This window comes from Mesorhizobium sp. SARCC-RB16n (assembly GCF_008520305.1).
Taxonomy (GTDB): domain Bacteria; phylum Pseudomonadota; class Alphaproteobacteria; order Rhizobiales; family Rhizobiaceae; genus Mesorhizobium.
Genome location: NZ_ML703266.1, coordinates 153,012 through 173,190, shown reverse-complemented (window position 1 = coordinate 173,190; position 20,179 = coordinate 153,012). Strand labels below are relative to the sequence as shown.

Annotated in this window: 23 protein-coding genes; 7 read left to right on the top strand and 16 right to left on the bottom strand. The window is 62.1% G+C overall.

Features of this window, described 5'->3' with window-relative positions; all coding sequences use genetic code 11:
- Positions 1 to 236: 236 nt before the first annotated feature.
- From clpA to C7I87_RS14160, 3 genes are all read right to left on the bottom strand, one after another.
- Entirely contained in the window at positions 237 to 2,705 is a 2,469-nt protein-coding gene (clpA, locus tag C7I87_RS14170) for an ATP-dependent Clp protease ATP-binding subunit ClpA (protein ID WP_149904796.1), read from the bottom strand.
- Positions 2,706 to 2,711: 6 nt separating this feature from the next.
- Positions 2,712 to 3,041 carry an ATP-dependent Clp protease adapter ClpS gene (clpS, locus tag C7I87_RS14165; RefSeq protein ID WP_010909565.1) on the bottom strand — a complete coding sequence of 110 codons (330 nt, stop codon included), beginning with the start codon at positions 3,039 to 3,041 and terminating at the stop codon, positions 2,712 to 2,714.
- 276 nt (positions 3,042 to 3,317) lie between these two features.
- A complete protein-coding gene (locus tag C7I87_RS14160) occupies positions 3,318 to 3,647 on the bottom strand; it encodes a phasin family protein (RefSeq protein ID WP_095774324.1) in 330 nt (109 codons plus the stop codon).
- A gap of 283 nt (positions 3,648 to 3,930) precedes the next feature.
- Between C7I87_RS14160 and C7I87_RS14155 the strand changes: the two genes are divergently transcribed.
- Positions 3,931 to 5,352, top strand: a complete 1,422-nt coding sequence (locus C7I87_RS14155) for a D-alanyl-D-alanine carboxypeptidase (protein WP_149904795.1) — start codon at positions 3,931 to 3,933, stop codon at positions 5,350 to 5,352.
- 46 nt (positions 5,353 to 5,398) lie between these two features.
- Here C7I87_RS14155 and C7I87_RS14150 read toward each other — a convergent pair whose 3' ends face one another.
- The 3 genes from C7I87_RS14150 to C7I87_RS14140 form a co-directional block, all read right to left on the bottom strand.
- Positions 5,399 to 6,100, bottom strand: a complete 702-nt coding sequence (locus tag C7I87_RS14150) for a DnaJ domain-containing protein (protein ID WP_149904794.1) — start codon at positions 6,098 to 6,100, stop codon at positions 5,399 to 5,401.
- 274 nt (positions 6,101 to 6,374) lie between these two features.
- Positions 6,375 to 6,812 carry a DUF1489 family protein gene (locus C7I87_RS14145; RefSeq protein WP_149904793.1) on the bottom strand — a complete coding sequence of 146 codons (438 nt, stop codon included), beginning with the start codon at positions 6,810 to 6,812 and terminating at the stop codon, positions 6,375 to 6,377.
- Between the two features lie 76 nt (positions 6,813 to 6,888).
- Complete coding sequence (locus C7I87_RS14140; protein ID WP_149904792.1) at positions 6,889 to 8,292, bottom strand: L-serine ammonia-lyase; 1,404 nt, start codon at positions 8,290 to 8,292, stop codon at positions 6,889 to 6,891.
- 186 nt (positions 8,293 to 8,478) lie between these two features.
- On the opposite strand from C7I87_RS14140, the gene C7I87_RS14135 reads away from it, so the two are divergent.
- Genes C7I87_RS14135 through C7I87_RS14130 form a run of 3 tightly spaced genes read left to right on the top strand, consistent with a single transcriptional unit; the run spans position 8,479 to position 9,941 of the window.
- Positions 8,479 to 9,042 (top strand): cysteine hydrolase family protein, encoded by a 564-nt coding sequence (locus C7I87_RS14135; RefSeq protein WP_210250635.1) that lies wholly within the window; start codon positions 8,479 to 8,481, stop codon positions 9,040 to 9,042.
- Positions 9,039 to 9,173, top strand: a complete 135-nt coding sequence (locus C7I87_RS36465) for a hypothetical protein (protein ID WP_281409054.1) — start codon at positions 9,039 to 9,041, stop codon at positions 9,171 to 9,173. Before C7I87_RS14135 ends, C7I87_RS36465 begins: the two co-directional genes overlap by 4 nt.
- 27 nt (positions 9,174 to 9,200) lie before the next feature.
- Positions 9,201 to 9,941, top strand: coding sequence for a DUF599 domain-containing protein (locus C7I87_RS14130; protein WP_149904791.1), 741 nt, complete (start codon positions 9,201 to 9,203; stop codon positions 9,939 to 9,941).
- On the opposite strand, the gene C7I87_RS14125 is transcribed toward C7I87_RS14130, so the two are convergent.
- The 7 genes from C7I87_RS14125 to C7I87_RS14095 form a co-directional block, all read right to left on the bottom strand.
- The gene (locus tag C7I87_RS14125) at positions 9,890 to 10,687 is read right to left on the bottom strand and encodes a YdcF family protein (protein ID WP_149904790.1); all 798 of its coding nucleotides are present in this window, start codon (positions 10,685 to 10,687) and stop codon (positions 9,890 to 9,892) included. The genes C7I87_RS14130 and C7I87_RS14125 overlap by 52 nt on opposite strands.
- A 2-nt stretch (positions 10,688 to 10,689) precedes the next feature.
- Positions 10,690 to 11,118, bottom strand: a complete 429-nt coding sequence (locus tag C7I87_RS14120; protein ID WP_149904789.1) for a hypothetical protein — start codon at positions 11,116 to 11,118, stop codon at positions 10,690 to 10,692.
- A 50-nt stretch (positions 11,119 to 11,168) separates the two neighbouring features.
- Complete coding sequence (locus tag C7I87_RS14115; RefSeq protein ID WP_149904788.1) at positions 11,169 to 11,390, bottom strand: hypothetical protein; 222 nt, start codon at positions 11,388 to 11,390, stop codon at positions 11,169 to 11,171.
- A gap of 4 nt (positions 11,391 to 11,394) precedes the next feature.
- On the bottom strand, positions 11,395 to 12,960 hold the full coding sequence (locus tag C7I87_RS14110) for an amidase (protein ID WP_149904787.1): 1,566 nt from the start codon (positions 12,958 to 12,960) through the stop codon (positions 11,395 to 11,397).
- Positions 12,960 to 13,415: a GNAT family N-acetyltransferase gene (locus C7I87_RS14105; protein ID WP_149904786.1), complete on the bottom strand. Its 456-nt coding sequence runs from the start codon at positions 13,413 to 13,415 to the stop codon at positions 12,960 to 12,962. The genes C7I87_RS14110 and C7I87_RS14105 overlap by 1 nt, the downstream gene beginning before the upstream one ends.
- Positions 13,416 to 13,422: 7 nt before the next feature.
- Positions 13,423 to 13,710, bottom strand: a complete 288-nt coding sequence (gene gatC, locus C7I87_RS14100; protein ID WP_149904785.1) for an Asp-tRNA(Asn)/Glu-tRNA(Gln) amidotransferase subunit GatC — start codon at positions 13,708 to 13,710, stop codon at positions 13,423 to 13,425.
- A gap of 101 nt (positions 13,711 to 13,811) precedes the next feature.
- Positions 13,812 to 14,519 (bottom strand): metal-dependent hydrolase, encoded by a 708-nt coding sequence (locus C7I87_RS14095; RefSeq protein ID WP_149904784.1) that lies wholly within the window; start codon positions 14,517 to 14,519, stop codon positions 13,812 to 13,814.
- 125 nt (positions 14,520 to 14,644) lie between these two features.
- Here C7I87_RS14095 and ruvX point away from each other — a divergent pair, with 125 nt between their 5' ends.
- The gene (gene ruvX, locus C7I87_RS14090) at positions 14,645 to 15,151 is read left to right on the top strand and encodes a Holliday junction resolvase RuvX (protein WP_149904783.1); all 507 of its coding nucleotides are present in this window, start codon (positions 14,645 to 14,647) and stop codon (positions 15,149 to 15,151) included.
- Here the strand turns inward: ruvX and C7I87_RS14085 are convergent.
- The 3 genes from C7I87_RS14085 to C7I87_RS14075 form a co-directional block, all read right to left on the bottom strand.
- Positions 15,069 to 15,410, bottom strand: a complete 342-nt coding sequence (locus C7I87_RS14085; RefSeq protein WP_149904782.1) for a DUF6105 family protein — start codon at positions 15,408 to 15,410, stop codon at positions 15,069 to 15,071. The two genes, ruvX and C7I87_RS14085, sit on opposite strands and share 83 nt — an antisense overlap.
- Positions 15,410 to 15,958 (bottom strand): hypothetical protein, encoded by a 549-nt coding sequence (locus tag C7I87_RS14080; RefSeq protein ID WP_149904781.1) that lies wholly within the window; start codon positions 15,956 to 15,958, stop codon positions 15,410 to 15,412. Before C7I87_RS14080 ends, C7I87_RS14085 begins: the two co-directional genes overlap by 1 nt.
- Before the next feature lie 136 nt (positions 15,959 to 16,094).
- Positions 16,095 to 17,723, bottom strand: coding sequence for a DNA alkylation response protein (locus tag C7I87_RS14075; RefSeq protein WP_135915885.1), 1,629 nt, complete (start codon positions 17,721 to 17,723; stop codon positions 16,095 to 16,097).
- Positions 17,724 to 17,906: 183 nt separating this feature from the next.
- Here C7I87_RS14075 and C7I87_RS14070 point away from each other — a divergent pair, with 183 nt between their 5' ends.
- Positions 17,907 to 18,887, top strand: coding sequence for an aspartate carbamoyltransferase catalytic subunit (locus C7I87_RS14070; protein WP_149904780.1), 981 nt, complete (start codon positions 17,907 to 17,909; stop codon positions 18,885 to 18,887).
- Positions 18,884 to 20,170: a dihydroorotase gene (locus tag C7I87_RS14065; RefSeq protein ID WP_149904779.1), complete on the top strand. Its 1,287-nt coding sequence runs from the start codon at positions 18,884 to 18,886 to the stop codon at positions 20,168 to 20,170. The genes C7I87_RS14070 and C7I87_RS14065 overlap by 4 nt, the downstream gene beginning before the upstream one ends.
- Positions 20,171 to 20,179: the final 9 nt, after the last annotated feature.

Below are 20,179 nucleotides of genomic sequence, written 5' to 3'. Positions count from 1 at the left end.
GGCGAATCCTATTCGCCGCGACATGCTGTAGCGCCGCTGGCACCCATGATGACCTCGGTCGGGCAGCGAACGCCCGGCCCTATTCAGCGAGGCCGTTGAGGATGATGATTTGCCCGGCCATGCGCCACCTCGTTGTCCCAAGAAAAAAGCCCCGTTTCTGAACTGACCCCCGAAGGTTGTGTCCAACTTTACGGGGTCAGTTCATTCTCCGGGGCTCTCTTCAACTGTCGCCAGGCTCAGCCCTTTCTGGGCAGTTGCGGTACAAGGCTGCGCTTGCCGCCGTCCTTGCCCTTCGGCTCGGGCTTCTGCGCCACGACCTTCTTTGCCGCAGGCTTTCTGGCCAGGGTCTTGGGTGGCTTCGGCGCGTCCTCCGGCTCTTCCTTCTTGGGCTTCACCGGCGCCTCGTCGGCGAGCGATTCGAGCTTGAGGCCGGTCTCGCCGGTTTCCTTCTTCTCGACGGTGACGCGCACCGTGCCGCCCTTCTTCAGCTTGCCGAACAGCACCTCGTCGGCCAGCGGCTTCTTGATGTGCTCCTGGATGACGCGGCCGAGCGGACGCGCGCCCATGCGTTCGTCATAGCCCTTGTCGGCGAGCCAGGCGATCGCGTCCGGCGACAGGTCGAAAGTGACGCCACGCTCGGAAAGCTGGGCTTCCAGCTGCATGACGAACTTCTGCACCACCTGGTGAATGACCGGCACCGGCAACGAGCCGAACGGAATGATCGCATCGAGACGGTTGCGGAATTCCGGCGTGAACAGCCGGTTGATCGCCTCGACATCGTCGCCTTCGCGCTTGGTCGAACCGAAACCGATCGCCGCGCGCTGCGCATCGGATGCGCCCGCATTGGTGGTCATGATCAGGATGACATTGCGGAAATCGATCTGCTTGCCGTTGTGGTCGGTCAGCTTGCCGTGGTCCATCACCTGCAACAGGATGTTGAACAGGTCCGGATGCGCCTTTTCGACCTCGTCCAGCAGCAGCACACAGTGCGGATGCTGGTCGACACCGTCGGTCAAAAGGCCGCCCTGGTCGAAACCGACATAGCCCGGAGGCGCGCCTATCAGCCGCGAGACGGTGTGGCGTTCCATATATTCCGACATGTCGAAACGGATCAGTTCGACGCCGAGCGAGGCGGCCAATTGCTTGGCGACTTCGGTCTTGCCGACACCGGTCGGGCCTGAGAACAGGTAGGAGCCGATCGGCTTCTCCGGTTCGCGCAGGCCGGCCCGTGCCAGCTTGATCGCCGAGGTCAGCGCGGTGATGGCGGTGTCCTGACCATAGACGACGCGCTTGAGTTCGATGTCCAGGCCCTGCAGCACCTTCTCGTCATCGGCCGAGACCGTCTTCGGCGGGATGCGCGCCATGGTGGCGATCGTCGCTTCGATTTCCTTGATGCCGATCGTCTTCTTGCGCTTGGCTTCCGGCACCAGCATCTGCGAGGCGCCGGTCTCGTCGATCACGTCGATCGCCTTGTCCGGCAGCTTGCGGTCGTTGATATAGCGCGCCGACAGCTCCACCGAGGCCTTGATCGCCTCGTTGGTGAACTTCACCTTGTGGAATTCCTCATAATAGGGCTTCAGGCCCTTCATGATCTCGATGGCGTCCTCGATGGTCGGCTCGTTGACGTCGATCTTCTGGAAGCGCCGCACCAGAGCACGGTCCTTCTCGAAGAACTGGCGGAATTCCTTGTACGTGGTCGAACCGATGCAGCGGATCGCACCCGACGACAGAGCCGGCTTCAACAGGTTCGACGCATCCATCGCGCCGCCCGAAGTCGCACCGGCGCCGATCACCGTATGGATCTCGTCGATGAACAGCACCGCGCCCGGATAATCCTCGAGCTCCTTGACCACCTGCTTCAGGCGTTCCTCGAAGTCGCCGCGATAGCGCGTGCCCGCCAAAAGCGTGCCCATGTCGAGCGCGAAGATGGTGGCATTGTGCAGCACTTCCGGCACGTCGCCCTCGACGATGCGCTTGGCCAGGCCTTCGGCGATCGCCGTCTTGCCGACGCCGGGATCGCCGACATAGAGCGGGTTGTTCTTGGAGCGGCGGCACAGCACCTGGATGGTGCGGTTGATCTCGCCCTCGCGGCCGATCAGCGGATCGATCTTGCCGGCCTTGGCCTTGTTGTTGAGGTTGACGCAATAGGCGGTCAGCGCGTCCTGCTGCTGCTTCTTCTTGCCGCCTTCCTCCTGCGGCTCGGCGCCGTTCTGGCCGCCCTGCTCGTCATCGGCGCCGCGCGGGGTGCGGCTCTCGGACGCGCCAGGACGCTTGGCGATGCCATGCGAGATGTAGTTGACCGCGTCGTAGCGGGTCATCTGCTGCTCCTGCAGGAAATAGGCAGCATGGCTCTCGCGCTCGGCGAAGATGGCGACGAGCACGTTGGCGCCCGACACTTCCTCACGGCCAGATGACTGCACGTGGATCACCGCGCGCTGGATGACGCGCTGGAAACCGGCCGTCGGTTTGGAATCCTCATCGTAGCCCGTGACCAGATTGTCGAGCTCGGTATCGATGTAAGTCAGAACGGTATGCTTCAGCTCGTCGAGGTCGACGTTGCAGGCGCGCATGACGGCGGCCGCCTCGGTGTCGTCGATGAGCGCGAGCAGCAGGTGTTCAAGGGTTGCATATTCATGGTGCCGCTCGTTGGCGAGCGTCAGCGCTTGATGAAGCGCCTTTTCCAGGCCTTGGGAGAAAGCCGGCATGTTACCTCACTTCTTCTCCATCACGCATTGCAGCGGATGCTGATTCTGTCGGGCGAAATCCATGACCTGGGACACTTTGGTCTCGGCCACCTCGAATGTATAGACCCCGCACTCGCCCACTCCATGATTGTGAACATGAAGCATGATGCGTGTGGCAGCTTCGCGGTCCTTCTGGAAAAAACGCTCCAGCACGTGAACCACGAACTCCATCGGAGTGTAGTCGTCGTTGAGGATGAGGACCCGGTAAAGGCTGGGCTTCTTGGTCTTGGTTTTGGTGCGTGTGATAACAGCCGTACCGCGGCCGGCCTCATTGCCGTCACCGCCGCCGTTTTGCATCCGCGCCACTCGTCTCGTGGCAGTCAAACCGATCGTCACGTATTCCTGCCTCTTCGAATCCTCATGCGAGTTCCACATGTAGGTGTTCGATGGACGATTTTAAGCCCTTCTGGTTAGCTGACAATATGGCTAGGTGACCAACTTGGCGGATTTTCGCAATCGTGAAGCGGTACGCTGTCGCGGATCGGAAGTTGGCATGAAAAAACCCGGCCGCGTTTCCACGACCGGGTTTTCTCCCGCGCCCAAAGGGCCGGATCTGGAACTCTCGGGCGAAAATTACTTCGCCTTGGCAACGATCGATTCGAACGGCTTGTAGGCTTCCTTGGCGAGTTCGGCATAGAGGTCGCCAATCTTGGTGGCCTCGGCGACGAACGCCTCGTAGGACTGCTTGGCATAATCGGATTGAATCTCGATCGCCTTGTCCAGCGACTTGGCCGAGAACAACTTCTCGAACGCGGCGCTGCCGGCTTCGAAGCTCTTCTTGGTATATTCGCCGGCCTCGGTGGCGATCGCCTGTGCGCCTTTGGACAAAGAGGCGAAGCTCTTCAATCCGGTGTCGGCGAACTCCTTGCCGTATTTGCTGAAGTCCTCATAGGTCTGGGTCATTTCGTACTCCCTGGACGGTTGAAGCGCCCTGCCCCGAGCGCCGTTGTGCAATGCATGATAACATATTGTGCGCCGCACAAAAGTCAAGAATTCAAGGGCTCGCGACCGCTCCCAAGTCGGCAGTGGCTAAAATTCGAATAAAGGAAGGCTCAAACCACCGGAAAATGGTGAACGCGGCGGTTACCATAAACGGATTGGTAACGCTGCCCCGCTAGCTTGGCCGGAAGTGAGGCAGGATCCCTTTGCCGCCTCCAGCGCAACGAGAAATTCAAAGGAACTACCAGTGCGTCAGGCGTTGTCGGGCATCGTTTCCAAATCCGCGTCCCCTCTCAAAACGATCATGATCCTCGCCATGGCGATGACATTCGTCGTCGCGGGTGCCGCCTCGTCGCTCGCGGCAAAGTCGGCGGCCATCGTCGTCGATGCCAAGACTGGCAAGGTGCTCTACTCGGCCAATGCGGATGGCCGGCGCTATCCTGCCTCGCTGACCAAGATGATGACGCTCTATCTGACCTTCGAAGCGATGGCGAAGGGCAAGATCAGCAAAAACACGCCAGTCGTGTTTTCCGCCCATGCATCCGCCGAGGCGCCGACCAAACTCGGCGTGAAGCCGGGCGGATCGGTCGCAGTCGAGACCGCGATCCTGTCGATAGTCACGAAGTCGGCCAACGACTCAGCGACCGCGCTCGGCGAAATGCTCGGCGGCAACGAAGCCAACTTCGCCCGCATGATGACGGCCAAGGCGCGACAGCTCGGCATGAACGGCACCGTCTTCCGCAACGCCAACGGCCTGCCGGACCCGGGACAGTTCACCACGGCGCGCGACATGGCCACGCTCGGCATCGCGCTCAGGGAGCATTTTCCCCAGTACTACGGCTATTTCGCGCAGCGATCCTTTCTCTATGGTCGCCAGCGCATCAATGGCCACAACCGTCTGCTCGGGCGCATCAAGGGCGTCGACGGCATCAAGACCGGCTATACCCGCGCCTCCGGCTTCAATCTCGTCTCGTCCGTTAATGACGGCAACCGCCGCCTTGTCGCCGTTGTCATGGGCGGCACGTCGGGCGGCAGCCGCGACAACCAGATGGCAGGCTTGATCAACACCTATTTGCCAAGGGCCTCGACCCGTGGTGGCGGCGATCTGATCGCCAAGGCGGACAGCAATCCCGTCAGCGCACTGGCGAACGTTCTCCTGCCCAAGCATGACGCACCGACTCCGGACGAAAAGCCGGTGGCCGTGGCGGAAGCCGATACGGACGTCGCCGACGACGCGACCGTTGCCCAGGGCGACAGCGAGGACGAGGATACAGCTGAGGCAGAGGCGCCAAAGTTGGTTGTCCCGGCAAAGAAGGTGAAGACCGTCATCGTCTCCGCCCCCAAGGTCGCCACCGCACAGGTCGTGGCCGCCTATGCCGAGCCCACCCCGGCCGTCGATCCCGTCAACACCGCGTCGGTTCCGTCAGGCTGGGCCATCCAGGTTGCCTCCTCGCCCAAGCAGTCGGAAGCCCAGGCTTTCCTCGACAACACAACCAAGCAGGCTCCCAAGGCGCTGGCCGATGCTACCGGCTTCACCGTCGCTTTCGACAAGGACGGCGTCACCTACTACCGCGCCCGTTTCGGCGGCTTTGGGTCGAAGGATGCCGCCTGGAAGGCCTGCACCGCTTTGAAGAAGAAGAAAATCGAGTGCTACGCCGTCCAGCAATAGGACGGCGTGGAAGATATCTCCCGGAAAAATACTGGGTCGAAGGAGACTAATTGTGATTGGAGAGCAAGACGTCCTTGGCTTCGTTAATCCGCGCCGCCAGGAAAGACGTGCCGCCGATATCGGGGTGCAGGCGCTGCATCAGGCGGCGGTGCGCCTTGCGGACATCCGCCGCGGCGGCCCCCGCTTCAAGACCAAGGACCTTGTAGGCCTCCTCCTTAGTCATGGCGCCCGGACCTGGCGCAACACCCAACCCTTCGCCACCGTTCGTCTCAGCGTGTTTGCGCCAGACGGGAAATCTGCCATCAAGATACGTCTCTAGCAACTGGCGGCTCTCCGGATCGCCGGAGAGCTCGCGATAGAGATACTGCAGTTCCGCAAGGGTCATCGAGCCAAGCATCTTGCCATCGTGGCGGCCGGCCAGAACCAGCCCTTCAAGGCCGCCCGTGTCGTGATCGAGTTCCATCTCGAGTGCTGCTGTCCGCACGGTTGAGCGTTTTCCAGGAGCTGGCCTGGCATTTGGCCGGCCCGTACGTGTGGCGCCGTACCAGGCGATTGCCACGAACAGGATAATGCCGCCAATGCCCTGATGCCCGACCAGGAGCACGGCGCCGCCGGCCAGCGCCAGCAGGATCGGCCCCAATTTTCTCATCCCGCTTGCGAGTTGCGCCGGATCCGCGCGGAGAAAGGCCGTGGTTACCCCCAGGAGCACCAGCAACAACGCGACCACAACGATAATTGCGACTAACATTTCCCATGGCCCCGCAGGTATCCTGTCCGCCTGGACAGCCGCGTGATGTCCTTCAACACTTTTTCTGCGCCAGAATCATGGCCTTTACCCGGGCCGGACGAGGATCGTCATGCGAACCGGTTCTCCAACGCCGCGGCCTGTGTCGACTTCGACAGTTCTTCATCGCGCATGGATTTCAAGATGTGGCGTTGTCGCGTCGCTTGCAAGTCCAGCGCGAGGCAAGATTGAGGGCCAGAAAGACCGGGCGGGAGCAGGCAATCCTTCCGCCCAATATCTAGAGCAAGCCGAGGTCGGCCAGCTCGCGCCTGAGCTTCGGCGGCATCTCGACCAATCCCGCCTTGCCCTTGCCGAGGTCGGCCGGGGCGTCCGCCGGCTTCAGATAACGCCAGCCCTGAAAGGCGCGGCGCGGTTGCCAATCGGTGCGCACCACCTCGGGGTCGAGCATCAAATGACAGCGGCCGATGCCGTCGTCATCGGTGAACGGCCGGATCTCCGTGATCAATTGGCGGCATTGCACGCTGCCCTTGATCACCCAGTACAGCGAGCCGCCATCGGTGACCTCGTCGCCACGTGTCGGAACCATGCGGGTGGTGTGCCAGTGTTCGGCTGGTTCGCCGGCGCGGCGGCGTTCGTCAAGGCGGAAGGCGATCCACTCTTCGAGATCCTCGACACTGTCGCAGCCGACGCAAAGCTTTAGGAGATTGAGAGCCATGCGCTAAGGTTAGTCCGGGGCGCCGAGACGTCAACGGCCTGACGGACTTCTCCACAGTGCCGGTTTGGACCAGCCCTCAACACTCCACGACATTGACCGCAAGCCCGCCAAGGCTGGTTTCCTTGTACTTCTCGTTCATATCGAGGCCGGTCTGGCGCATGGTCTCGATCGCGGCATCGAGCGGCACGAAATGCACGCCGTCGCCTTTTATGGCCAGTGACGCGGCCGTGACCGCCTTGACGGCACCCAGCGCGTTGCGCTCGATGCACGGCACCTGCACCAGCCCGCCGACCGGGTCGCAGGTCATGCCAAGATGATGTTCGAGCGCGATTTCGGCGGCATTCTCGACCTGTTCGGGCGTGCCGCCCATGACGGCGCACAGGCCGGCGGCCGCCATCGCCGAGGCTGAGCCCACCTCGCCCTGGCAGCCGACTTCGGCGCCGGAGATGGAGGCGTTGGACTTGATGATGCCGCCGACGGCCGCTGCCGTCAGCAGGAAGTCGCGGATGCTCGGCTGGTCCGCCTCGGGGTGGAAATGCAGCCAATAACGCAGCACCGCCGGCAGCGTGCCGGCAGCGCCATTGGTCGGCGCGGTGACGACACGCCCGCCGGCCGCATTCTCCTCGTTGACGGCCATGGCATAGATCGACAGCCAGTCATTGGCGAGCAGCGGGTTCGGCCGGTTCTGCTGCCACTGCTCCTGCAGCTTGTCATGGAGCTGCCTGGCACGCCGCCGAACCTTCAGCCCGCCCGGCATGATGCCGTCCTGCGACAGGCCGCGATCGATGCAGCCCTTCATGGCCTCCCAGATGGCGTCGAGGCCGGTGTCGAGCTCCTCGCGCGACATCTGCGTTTCTTCGTTGGTGCGCTTCATGTCGGCGATGGAAAGGCCGCTCTTGGCCGCCATCTTCAGCATCTCGACCGCGTTCTTGAAGGGATACGGCACTTTCTTGCCCTCGGTCGTGACCGATCCCTTGGCCTTCATCCGCTGCAGCTCTTCCTCCGAAACCACGAAGCCGCCGCCGATCGAATAGTAGATGCGCTTGAGCAGCAAGCGGCCGCCGGCATCATAGGCATAGAATGCCATGCCGTTGGCGTGACCGGTGAGCGGTGTCTTGCGGTCGAGCACCAGATCGGCGGACGGATCGAAATGGTAGGAGGGGTGACCGGGCGGTGAAATCAGCTTGTCGGCGGTGATGCGGTTGATGATGCCGTCAGCCTGATCGGGATCGACCGTTTGCGGCGTCTGGCCGGCAAGGCCGAGAATGACGGCACGATCGCTGCCATGGCCGATGCCGGTATAGGCGAGCGAACCATGCAGGCTGGCGCCGATGCGATCGACCTTTGCGCCGGCGGGGCGCGGCCAGTCATCGCCCGCGACCTCGTCGAGGAAGCGGCGCGCAGCCGTCATCGGCCCCATCGTGTGCGAGCTCGATGGGCCGATGCCGATCTTGAACAGGTCGAAAACCGAAAGGAACACGCTGTCTCCTGGATCACGTCGAGGACTACATATAGGAATTCCCGGGATGTTTCCGCTCTTTTGACAATCGCCGCGCAGCACCTGCCGACCTTGTTTGCTCCGGCAGCGACATTGATTGCCGGACCATCGGGGCGCGGCTATCCTGTTCTGAGGCAGAGCGTGTTTCCGGTCACCGAGGGGGATGTGATGGTTTTGTTGAATGCCAGGCCAAGGCCGGTGCGGATCGATCACGCTCGGACAGCCATAGTCGTGGTGGACATGCAGAACGCCTTTGTCTCGGCGGGCGGCATGTTCGACCTGGCAGGCATAGACATTTCAGGCGCCGCTCCGGCCATCGAAGCCAACAGGCGCCTCCTTGGCGTGGCCCGCGAAAACGGCGTGCCGGTGGTCTACCTCCAGATGTCCTACAAGCCCGACCTCAGCGACGCCGGAGACCCTTCCTCCCCGAACTATCAAAAGGAATTGGGAATGGTGTTGATGCGCGAGCGTCCGGAGCTTCGCGGCAGACTGTTGATCGACGACAGCTGGGACTGGCGAATCGTCGACGCGCTGAAGCCACGGCAAGGCGACAAGGTCATCCGCAAATCGCGCTATAGCGGTTTTTGCAACACCGAGCTGGAAGCGTATCTGCACGGCCGAAAAATCCGCCATCTCCTGTTCACCGGGGTCGCGACAAACATTTGCGTCGACGCGACCGCGCGCGACGCCTATTCGCGGGAATTCTGGCCGATCCTGGTGAGGATGCGATGAACCATTCGGGTCCGGACTTCAACCGCCAGTCGACATTGTGGAACTTCGAGAACGCCTTGGGATGGATCACCAGGACCGAGATGGTTGTCGAAGCCCTTCAAAGGGAAGCAGCCGAGCCCTTGCCGACATAGGCCAGACATCGAAGCCGGGATACAAGCATGGGCGTTTCCAATCTTTCGACGGCCGATCTCGCGGCGCTGGGCTTTTTCCTCCTCGCATGGGTGCTGCACACGCTTGCTTCCGATGGCAAGCTGATCAACCGTATGTCGCTGACGACGGCCATGAATGCGCAACGCCAGGCATGGATGCGCACCATGGCCGAGCGCGAGATCCGCATCGTCGACACCGCCATCATGAGCGGCCTGCAGCAGGGAACCGCCTTCTTCGCCTCCAGCTCGCTGATCGCGCTCGGCGGTTGCTTCGCCCTGCTTGGCGCGTCGGATCGTGTCATCGAGGTCCTCAGCGACCTGCCGCTCGGCGGCATACCGGATCGGGCGGCTTTTCAGGTCAAGGTGCTGGGGCTGGGGCTGATTCTCGCCTTTTCATTCTTCAAATTCGGCTGGGCCTATCGGCTATTCAACTACTGTTCGATCCTGATCGGCGCGGTGCCGATCCCACACGGCGAAGCGTCGCGCAATCCGGTCACGCAAACGGCTGTGTGGCGCGCGACGCAGATGAACATGCTGGCCGGTAAGCATTTCAACTCGGGCTTGCGCGGCGTGTTCTTCTCGATCGGTTATCTCGGCTGGTTCGTCGATCCCCTGGTGTTCGTGCTGTCGACGCTTCTGCTGCTCGCAGTGCTGGTGCGACGCCAGTTCTTCTCGGCGGCGCGTCGCGCCGTCATCGGTCAGCCGCCTGGCGCCGGAAACGGCTCATCGATGCGTCCGGAAAGCCAATAGGCGAAAAGCCCGATCCACTCGCGGATGGCAATGGTCGTGTTCTGCACTGAATCGGCCGCATTGTCGCGAAACAGGCCGACGCCTTCCTTCCCCGAGGTGCGATAGTCGACCGGCCACGGAATGGTTGGAAAACCGGCCTTGTCGAACAGCGCCTTGGCGCGCGGCATGTGAAAGGCTGATGTCACCAGCAGCCATGTCTCGCCCGGTTTGGGTTTGACCAGTTCACGGCTGAAGACTGCATTCTCGTAAGTGTTACGGGATTTGTCTTCGAGGATCAGCCGATCGGCCGGGACACCCAGCGCCTCGAGCAAACGCGGCGCGGTGTCGGCATCGCCTTCGCCGTCGAAGAACAGTGAGCCGTTTCCACCGGAGACGACCACTTTTGCCTGCGGGAAACGCCGGGCGAGGATTGCGGTCTCGACCATGCGGTCGCCGCCCCTGTTCAACTCATAACCGCCACGCGCAAGGTTGATGGCGCCCTCGAAGCCGCCGCCGAGCACGACGATGCCGTCCACCTTCTCCGGCAAAGGCGGCTTGGGAAAACGTTCTTCTAACGGGTTGAGCATCATGGCGCCGAGCGACGTCCAGGCTGATAGCGCAAGGATCAGAACCGCCAGCACACTGCCGGTGACGGCAACTCGCCGGCGGCCGATCATCCCGGCGATCAGCCCCGCCAAAAGCAGGAAGATCGTCAGGTTGAGCGGCTGGATGAAGAACCAGAAGACCTTGGAAAGATAGTAGAACACAACTATTTTCTGCTTACAATCGGAGCGTTACTGAGGCCTCTCTCCTTCATGAGTCGCCAAAACTCGGCGCCCGTAGCAGGTTCCGTCCATTTTTCCGGATTTGTATGAACACGAGCCCTCTTGATAATGTCCCATAGAAGCTGCCGATCCCATAATTTTTCCGGCTGCAGGATTTTTTCCGCATACCGAAACTCGATATCGCATGTTGTCTTGATTGCCGACAAGACGGAGCCTTGCGGTACATCATGTAGGATATCAGCAAAATTGTAGTCAAAATAAGGGATTGCAGCGCGCTTACCCCACCTATCGACCGCCACCAAACACAAGCCCCATCCATACTGATCTATGTCTTGATAAAATATCTCATAGTACAGACCAAGTTTCTCTATGGATATCTTATTCGAGTCCTCCACTTCAAAAACGGTGATCATCTGGCACTCGAAATCAACCATCCAAGCATCAGGAATTGGATAATTTCGAACTAGCTCGCCGTATTCAGAAACCACACCCAATCGAGAGGGGGCATGTCCTCATCTGTTTCTGTGTTTCGATCAAAAATATCTATTGCAGGGTACGACGGCGACTCAAAGCGCATGTCGAGCAATTGAATAGCGGCCACCGCAGAACGAAACTTTTTTGTTTTGGCCGACGGATAGTCTCGCAGCAGTAGCTTAACGGTGGTGTCATGGACCGTATTGGCCATTTTGCTACCACCACTTCTCCGGCTGAAATTTGCCTGCCGCCTGTTCGATGACGGCTGCGGTCTGGAACAACGTTTCTTCCTCGAACGGCCTGCCGATCAGCTGCAGGCCGAGCGGCAATCCTTTGGGATCGAGGCCGGCAGGCACCGCGATGCCCGGCAGGCCGGCCATGTTCACGGTGACCGTGAAAATGTCGTTGAGGTACATCTTGACCGGATCGGCGGCCATGTCCTCGTCGGCGATGCCGAAGGCGGCGGACGGTGTCGCCGGGGTCAGGATCACATCGACGCCGGCGGCGAAGACGTTTTCGAAGTCGCGCTTGATCAGATTGCGCACCTTCTGAGCCTGCAGGTAGTAGGCGTCGTAGTAGCCGGCCGAGAGCACATAGGTGCCGATCATGATGCGGCGCTTGACCTCGCGGCCGAAGCCGGCGGCCCGGGTCTTCTCGTACATTTCGACGATGTCCTTGCCTGGCACGCGCAAGCCGTAGCGGACGCCGTCATAGCGGGCGAGGTTGGACGAGGCCTCGGCGGGCGCGACGATGTAATAGGCTGGCAACGCATACTTGGTGTGCGGCAGGGAGATGTCGACGATCTCGGCGCCGGCATCCCTGAGCCAGGCAATGCCCTTCTGCCACAGCGCCTCGATCTCCTCCGGCATGCCGTCGACGCGGTATTCCTTTGGAATGCCAACCTTCATGCCCTTGATCGGCTTGCCGATCGCCGTTTCGTAGTCCGGCACCGGCCGGTCGACTGACGTGGTGTCCTTCGGATCGACCGAGGCCATGGATTTCAAAAGAATGGCGGCATCGCGCACGTCGCGGGCGATCGGCCCTGCCTGGTCGAGCGACGAGGCGAAGGCGACGATGCCCCAGCGCGAGCAGCGGCCGTAGGTCGGCTTGATACCGACGGTACCGGTGAAGGCGGCCGGCTGGCGGATCGAGCCGCCGGTATCGGTGGCGGTTGCACCTGCACACAGGAAGGCCGAGACGGCGGTCGCCGAACCACCGGAAGAACCACCCGGCACCAGCTGTGCATTATCGAGGCTGCGCTGGGTTTTCGTGCCGCCGGCCGACACGAAGCCGCCATCACCCTGATGCGTCGTCGGCATCACCACTGTATCGAGGCGCGAACGCCGCCACGGGTTGATGACCGGGCCGTAGTATGAGGTCTCGTTGGACGAGCCCATGGCGAATTCGTCCATGTTGAGCTTGCCCAGCATGACCGCGCCGTCGGCCCACAGATTGGATGTGACGGTTGATTCATAGCGCGGCTTGAAACCGTCGAGCACGTGGCTGCAGGCCTGGGTATGGACGCCTTCGGTGCCGAACAGGTCCTTGATCCCGAGCGGAATGCCTTCCAGCGCACCGCCCTCACCCTTAAGCAGCCTGGCGTCCGACGTCTTGGCCATGTCGCGCGCCTTGTCGCCGGTCACCGCGACATAGGCATTGAGCGCCGGATTGGCGCGATCGATCGCCAAGAGATAGGCCTCGGTGATCTCGGTCGCGGTGATTTCCTTGGCGCGCAGCTTGGCACGCGCCTGCGAAATCGTCAGATGTGTCAGGTCGCTCATCAAAGGCTCTTTTCGTAAAACACCGACCACTCGGAATCGGGATAATCCAGCACCGGGCCGCAACGCGAGAAGCCGGCACGTTCATAGACGGTCCAGGCGGCCGGATGGCGATCGCCGGTCTCCAGCACCAGCCGCTTCAACCCTTCATCGCGCGCCAAGGTTTCGACGCGCTCCACAATCCTGGCACCGATTCGCTGACCGCGATGCGAAGGCCGCGTGTACATCCGCTTGACCTCGCCGACGGCGTCGCCATGCCGCTTCAGGGCGCCACAACCAATGGCGATACCGTTGTCGCGAGCGATGAAAACCGTCGTGTCCTGGCCCGCCATCTGCTCGACCGTCAGATGGTAGCAATGCTCCGGCGGCGTCAATTCGAGCAAGGTTTCGTTGAGTTCCCTGACCAAGCCGCGCACGTCGTCCTGCAGCGGCGTCTCGATGGCGATCTCGATTGCCATCGGTGCCTTACTCCACGACCTTCGGTACGAGGAAGAAATTCTCGTCGGTCGCCGGTGCGTTGGCAACGATGTCGGTCGCCTTGTTGCCGTCGGTGACGACATCCCCGCGCTTCTTCATCTCCATCGGCGTGACCGAAGTCATCGGTTCGACACCGGAAACATCGACCTCGTTCAACTGCTCGACGAAACCCAGTATGGCGTTCAGTTCACCGGTCATGCGCTCGGCATCGTCCTCGCTCACGGCGATGCGGGCGAGATGCGCGACGCGCTTCACTGTCTTGACATCAACGGACATGTATTTGCCTCGGGGAAAACCAGTCCGGGCTATAGCGGCGCGGCGCGCGGCGCGCAACATGCGCCGGCCGACAATCAGGCAAACAGCTTCATGGCAGGGCACTAGATGGTAATCGTTTCGCCAATCTTCGGCAATGCGAGCTTGACGCCGGAGCCTTCCAGGCCGGCTTCGAACTTCTCAGGCGTCGGGTCGATCATTGGAAACGTGCCGAAGTGGCAAGGGACGACCGTGTCGAACTTGAAGAAGCGGCGGCAAGCAAGGGCTGCCACCGCGCCGCCCATGGTGAAGCGGTCGCCGATCGGAACGATACCGATCTTCGGCTCATGCAATTCATTGATCAGCGCCATGTCGGAAAAGATGTCGGTATCGCCCATATGGTAGAGCGTCCTGTCTTCCTGGAAATGCAGAACCAGCCCGCCCGGATTGCCGAGATAGACGTTCTTGCCGCCGTCTTCGCCAAACGAGGAGGAGTGCAGCGCCTGGACGAAGGTGGTGGTGAAGCCGCCGCAATCGACCGTGCCGCCGATATTGCCGGGATTGATCTTCTTGTCGCTGACGCCTCTGCCGACCAGGTACATGCAGATCTCGAAATTGGCGACCAGTTGGGCGCCGCTCTTGCCGAGCACTTCCAGCGCGCCGCTGATGTGGTCGCTGTGCCCGTGCGTCAAAAGAACATGTGTGATCCCTTCGGCCGGCCCCTCCCAACCGCCCGTCCAGGACGGGTTGCCGATCAGGTAAGGGTCGATGAGGATTTTCACGGCGCCGGTTTCGATGCGGAAGGCCGAGTGGCCGTACCAGGTCAGTTTCATCAATGCATATCCTCGATTTTTGCCGAGCCAGACGATAGAACGCCGATGGCCCCGAGATCATAGGGTATAGTGTCCGCCGCGCATTCGAAAAGACGCGAGGCGCTGAAAAAGACGAGGGAAGACCGTTGGCTGTCATCACGATTGAGCAATTGCCGGCACGGCTCGCCGACGGCAGGACCCTGGCGGGGCTCGATCTCGGCGACAAGACGATCGGCGTCGCGGTTTCCGACCGCGGTTTCTCCTTCGCTCATCCCCGCCCGGTCATCCTCAGAAAGAAATTCTCGCTCGACGCCGCCGTCCTTTTGGCCTTGCTGGAGAAGGAGAATGTCGGTGCGGTGGCGATCGGACTGCCGATCAACATGGACGGGTCGGAAGGCCCGCGCGCCCAGAAATCGCGCGCCTTCGTGCGCAATATGGCGCAACTGAGCGACCTGCCCTTCGTGTTCTGGGATGAGCGACTGTCGACGGTCGCGGCCGAACGGACGCTGATCGAAATGGACTTTTCGCGCGCCAAACGCGCCGGCAAGATCGATTCGGCTGCAGCCGCCTTTATTCTGCAGGGAGTTTTGGACCGGCTTCAGTCGCTCGATGCAGCCGATCGAACGGAACCGGACCCGTCCAGCGGCGCCTGACCCAACCCAAAATCTCGCGGCGCCTGCGAAACACCCATATCGCCACGAGTAGCAAGCCATCGAACACGCAGGCTTTTGCCACCATGCCGGGGATAATTGCCGGATCGATGCCGAGCAGCTGGCCGTAGAGCTGGAACACGAAATCGTGCAGCTGCCGGGTGAGCATCACATAGCCGAAATTCATGTCGTTGAGCGACAGGTAGAACCAGCCCCAGAACAGCGCCATCGGCGCCGCCCACAATGCGAAGATGTAGCGCATCAGCGACCTCCCTTGCCGTTCGGGCCGGTCCGGCCCGATATCAGGGAGAGCAGTGAATTGTGCGCCGCGGCCTTCGCCATGCCGTGCGCCGTGGCGTGGAAATCGTCCTCATCCAACGCGGCTACCGAACGCCGTTCGGCGAGCATTGCGACATAGGAGGCCAGAAGTGCGGCCAATTGCACGGCCACCACCATGAACAGGCCGTTGATGCCTTGGGCCGCGCCCCCGATCAGGATCATCGACATCACGCCGGAGGCGGAAATAAACGCGATTCGAACGACGCTGTCGGCGCCCGGGCTGGACGCGTCGTTGATCAGTGTATCGACAAAGGACCAGAAGAACAGCACCGCCACGACCAGCAATGCGGTCGCCAGCGGAGCGACCACGACGATGTTCTCCAGATTGATCAATCGGGCGCTCTCGACGGTCACGCCGAGTACGCCAAGGGCCGCCGCCACGCCTCGATTTCCATCGATACAGATCAGCGCGAGCAGAGCGAAAACGATCGCCCAGTGCACCGACAGAAAAGAGGTCAATACGTGTCGCATCGTGATTCCTGCTTCGACAGGAATGACAGTGGGCTTTGCGGTTCGCCGCCGCAATGGAAACCATTTGTTAAGGTTAACGGCGCCGGTGGGTCAGTGGGAATTCCGGCAACGCCACTCGAAGATGAATTTCATTGCGTCAATTCACCGGCGGATAGAGCGTATCGATGATCATGCGCGCATCGTGACGCGAATCGAGCATACCGTAGGTATTGCGCCATTGGCCCGCGAGCCGCGTCTCGACGAAAGCATCGGCGATCCGCCCTGCCCCCAGCCGGCGCAACTCGGCGGCCGCCGCCGACAGCGCAAGCTGTTCCGTCAGCAGCCGGGCCGAGCCCTCGTCGGTCGAAGCGACCTGCATGGCCGCCTTCAGAACACCGATCGTGCCGCGCCCGCCGGCGCCGAGGTCGCGGTCGATGCCTCCCAGCACCTCTTCGAAAAGGCCGGGCGCGCGGCCAAGCACGCGCAGCACGTCGAGCGCCATGACATTGCCTGATCCTTCCCAGATCGCGTTGACGGGCGCTTCGCGGTAATAGCGGGCGAGCGGAGCTTCCTCGACATAGCCGTTGCCGCCAAGGCATTCCATCGCCTCGTAGAGCAGCGGCGGCGCGATCTTGCAGACCCAGTATTTGACGACCGGCGTCATGGCGCGGGCGAACGCCGCCTCGCCGCGGTCGCTCGCCGCCTCGTCGAAGGAACGCGCCAGCCGGAATGACAGCGCGGTCGCCGCGGCGACATCGAGCGCCATGTCGGCCAGCACGCGCTGCATAAGCGGTTGCTCGATCAGGTTCGTCCCGAACACCTGGCGATGACGGGCATGGTGGATCGCTTCGGCCAACCCCGCCCGCATGATCGCCGAAGACGCCACCGCGCAATCGAGCCGGGTCAGCGTCACCATGTCCATGATCGTCTTGACGCCGGCACCGGGCTCGCCGACCATTTCGCCGATGGCATTGACGAACTCGACTTCGGAAGACGCGTTGGAGCGATTGCCGAGCTTGTCCTTCAGCCGCTGGAAGCGAAAGCCATTGCCAGACCCGTCGCCGAGCACGCGCGGCACCAGGAAGCAGGACAGTCCCTCCGGCGCCTGCGCCAGCACCAGGAAGGCATCCGACATCGGCGCCGACATGAACCATTTGTGTCCCGTCAGGCGGTAGAACCCGCTTCCGACGCGTTCGGCCCTGGTCACATTGGCACGCACATCCGTGCCGCCCTGTTTCTCGGTCATGCCCATGCCGAGCGTCAGTCCGGTCTTCTCGACCGGCGGCTTCTGGCTCTGGTCGTATTTGCGCGTCGTCACGCGCGGCGCCCATTCGCGAAACAGTTTTGGGCTGGCCATCAGCGCCGCCAGCGAGGCGCTGGTCATGGTGATGGGGCAAAGGTGGCCGGTCTCGAGCTCGGCGGTCAGGTAGAAACGTGCGGCTCGCACCTGGTGGCGGCGGCCGATCTCGGCGTCGCCGTTTTCCCAGACCGAGGAATGCAGGCCGTTGGCCACCGAACGGCGCATCAAGGCGTGGTAGGCAGGATGGAATTCGACCAGGTCGATGCGCCGTCCCTGGCGATCGTGCGTCCTGAGTTTCGGCGTCTCGACATTGGCGAGGCGCGCCAGTTCCTGCGCTTCTTGCGTGAGCACGAAACGGCCAAGCCCGTCGAGATCCTTGCGCACCGGATCCGAAAAGCGTTCGGCAAGCTGGATCAGCAACGGATCGCCTCGCCAGGCGTTGCCGCCCGTCAGCGGCGGCGGCTGGTTCGTTACGTCGTCGGTCACGCCCAATCCTTCTAGCCAAGCCTTCTAGAAAGGCCCTGTCGTCGGAAAGCCTCGAATCCGAGGCCATCGGCTAGATATAGCCAAGCGTAGCTGCGCGCGCGACGAAAATACCGGGGAGAACGGCGTCAATCCAAAGCGGGTGCTTGCGGGCGCGAAATCCGCACCCTATAGCAGCCCCTTGAGATGACCGACGCTTCGTCCCTGCCACTCTATCCTCACCGCCATCTTCTGGGCATCAGCGATCTTTCGCCCGCCGACATCGAGCTGCTGCTCGACAGGGCGGACCGGGCGGTCGCGATCTCGCGGCAGTCCGAGAAAAAGACCTCGACACTGCGTGGCCGCACCCAGATCAACCTCTTCTACGAAGCCTCGACCCGCACGCAGTCGTCCTTCGAACTGGCCGGAAAGCGGCTCGGCGCCGATGTCATGAACATGTCGGTGGCGAGCTCTTCCGTTAAGAAGGGCGAAACGCTCATCGACACCGCGATGACACTGAACGCCATGCGGCCCGATATATTGATCATCCGCCATCAGTCGGCGGGCGCCGCGGCCCTTCTGGCACAGAAGGTCGGCTGCTCGGTGGTCAATGCCGGCGATGGCGCGCATGAGCACCCGACACAGGCGCTACTCGACGCGCTCACCATCCGCCGCGCCAAGGGTCCACTGTCGAAACTGATCGTGGCGATCTGCGGCGATATCCTGCATTCGCGTGTGGCGCGCTCCAACATCATGCTGCTCAACGCACTCGGCGCACAGGTACGGGTGGTGGCGCCGTCGACGCTGTTGCCCTCGGGCATCGACAGGATGGGCGTGATCGTCTGCCGCTCGATGGCGGAAGGTCTCAAGGACGCGGATGTGGTGATGATGTTGCGCTTGCAGCGCGAGCGCATGGAAGGCGCCTTCGTGCCGTCGGTGCGCGAATATTTTCGCTATTTCGGCCTTGACGCCGAGAAGCTGAAGGCGGCCAAGGGCGACGCGCTGGTCATGCATCCCGGCCCGATGAACCGAGGTGTCGAGATCGCCTCCGAAATCGCCGATGGCCCGCAAAGCGTCATCCAGGAGCAGGTGGAAATGGGTGTCGCCGTGCGTATGGCGGTGATGGAAGCGCTGCTCGATCCGCGTCGTAATCAAGAGGGCCGCAATCAAGAGGGCCGCGGCGCATGAGCATCACGGTCTTTGAACGCGCCCGCATCGTCGACCCTTCGCGCGGCATCGACGAAGTCGGCTCCGTCATAGTCGATGGCAGGAAAATCGTTGCCACCGGCAAGGCAGTGCTGAACCAGGGCGTCCCCGACGGCGCTACGGCAATCGACTGTGCCGGCAAGGCGATCATGCCAGGTTTGATCGATGGCCGCGTCTTCATCGGCGAACCGGGCGGCGAGCACCGCGAAACCATCGCGTCGGCGAGTGTCGCCGCGGCCGCCGGCGGGGTGACGTCGATCGTCATGATGCCCGACACCGACCCGGTGATCGACAATGTGGCGCTCGTCGAATTCGTGCTGCGCACCGCCAAGGATACGGCTGTCGTCAACATCTTTCCCGCCGCCGCCATCACCAAGGGTCTCCACGGGCGCGAGATGACGGAGTTCGGCCTGCTGCGCGAAGCAGGTGCGGTCGCCTTCACCGATGGGCGGCATACCATATCGAGCGCGCTGGTGATGCGCCGCGCGCTGACCTACGCGCGCGATTTCGGCGCCACCATCGTCCATGAAACGCAGGATGCCGACCTTGGATCGTCGGGCGTCATGAATGAAGGCTTGTACGCCAGTTGGCTCGGCCTCTCCGGCATTCCGCGTGAAGCCGAATCCATCCCGCTCGAGCGTGACCTTGCGCTGGCGCGGCTGACGCGCGGTTCGTACCATGCCGCGAAGATCTCGACGGCAATGGCGGCAAGCGCCATGGCGCGGGCGAAGGCTGACGGCGCGGCCGTGACATCGGGAGTGTCGATCCACAATCTGTCGCTCAATGAAAACGACGTCGGCGAGTACCGCACCTTCTTCCGCCTGACACCGCCGCTGCGCGCCGAGGAAGACCGGCTGGCGATGATCGAGGCGGTCAGGGACGGTACGGTCGATGTCATCGTCTCTTCGCATGATCCGCAGGATGTCGACACCAAGCGGCTGCCCTTCGCCGACGCAGCAGCCGGTGCCATCGGCCTCGAAACCCTTCTGGGTGCGGCCTTGCGGCTCTACCACAATGGCGATGTGCCTTTGCTCAGGCTGATCGAAACCTTGTCCACGGCGCCGGCGAGGCTGTTTGGATTGCCCGGCGGCACGCTGAAGCCGGGCGCGGTAGCCGATCTCGCTCTTGTCGACCTCGACGAACCCTGGATCGTCAATGAAAGCGGCATCCGCTCGCGCTCGAAAAACACCTGCTTCGAAGGCGCACGGCTGCAAGGCAAGGTCTTGCAAACGCTGGTGGCGGGCCGCACAGTATTTTCTGCCTGAGCCGGCGGT